A 1,211-nucleotide genomic window follows, 5' to 3' on the forward strand; every position below is an offset into this window, starting at 1 on the left:
GGTGGTGCATCGCGCGCCGGCCCTGAGCATCGTGACGAACTCCGACGACGCCGAGCTGCTCGCGAGGACGAAGCTCGTGATCGCCTCGCCTCCCGACATCGTGATCGTGACCACGGGTGTCGGATTCCGCGGCTGGATGGATGCCGCGCACGAGCACGGACTCGACGAGCAGCTGGACACGGCCCTGGCGAGCGCCCACTTCGTCGCGAGGGGGCCCAAGGCGCACGGAGCGATCCAGCAGGCCGGATTCGCCGCGGACTGGGTGGCCGAGTCCGAGACATCGGCCGAGGTGGGCGAGTATCTTCTCGCGTCCGGAGTCGCGGGCAAGCGCATCCTGGTGCAGCATCACGGCGCCGGCTCCGACGGCCTCGACGAACTGCTGCAGGGCGCCGGCGCCGACGTGCTCAGCATCACCGTGTACCGATGGGGACCACCCCCGAATCCCGACGTCGTGCGTCGATCGGCTCTGCAGGCCGCGGGCGGCGAGGCGGATGCCGTGCTCTTCACATCCGCCCCGGGCGCCGCATCGTGGATCCGCGTCGCCGAGCAGGCGGACGCGCTCGACAGCATCAGGCGGCGTGCGGACTCGGGGCGGCTGCTGCTCGCCTCCGTCGGACCGATCACCGCGGCTCCGCTGCACGCGGCGAACCTCCGGACCACGATCGCCGATCGGGGCCGCCTGGGCTCGCTCGCGCGGACCGTGATCGCCCACTTCGGCGGGGGGCGGGCTCCCTCTCTGCCCACCGATGCGGGACGTGTGGAGGTGCGAAGCGGCGGAGTGCTGGTCGGCGGCGAGTTCATTCCGCTCTCGCGGTCGGCAGCAGCGCTGATCGAAGCCCTCGCCTCGGCCGGAGGGCGCGTGCTCTCCCGAGCCGAGCTCGGGAGCGTCCTGCCGGGGGCGGAGCGCAACGCCCACGCGGTGGAGGTCGCGGTCGCGCGGCTCCGAGAGGCTCTGGGGCGCAACGAGCTCGTGCACACCGTCGTGAAGCGCGGCTACCGCCTCGCAGTCACCGAGGACTGACGACGACGCAGCGGCAGGAACGCGAGAGGAGTCCTGCGGAACGCAGTGCTACGGCGCGGTCGTCTCGGACGGGAGCGGTGCGGGTACCGGGGTCTCCGAGGGCAGCGGTGCGTCGGTCGGCGCCACCGAGGGGGTGAGCTCGGGGGCCGGCGGGTTCGCCCGGGCATGCGCGCCCTGGCTGGCGACGGCC

The 1,211-nt window shown here is 73.2% G+C and carries 1 protein-coding gene; it reads left to right on the forward strand.

The genetic code is table 11. From position 1 onward, the window contains the following. The first annotated feature begins 1 nt into the window (after position 1). A complete protein-coding gene (locus tag J7E68_RS11550; RefSeq protein ID WP_215172721.1) occupies positions 2-1,021 on the forward strand; it encodes a uroporphyrinogen-III synthase in 1,020 nt (339 codons plus the stop codon). Positions 1,022-1,211: the final 190 nt, after the last annotated feature.

The organism is Microbacterium sp. ISL-103 (assembly GCF_018613995.1).
Lineage (GTDB): Bacteria > Actinomycetota > Actinomycetes > Actinomycetales > Microbacteriaceae > Microbacterium.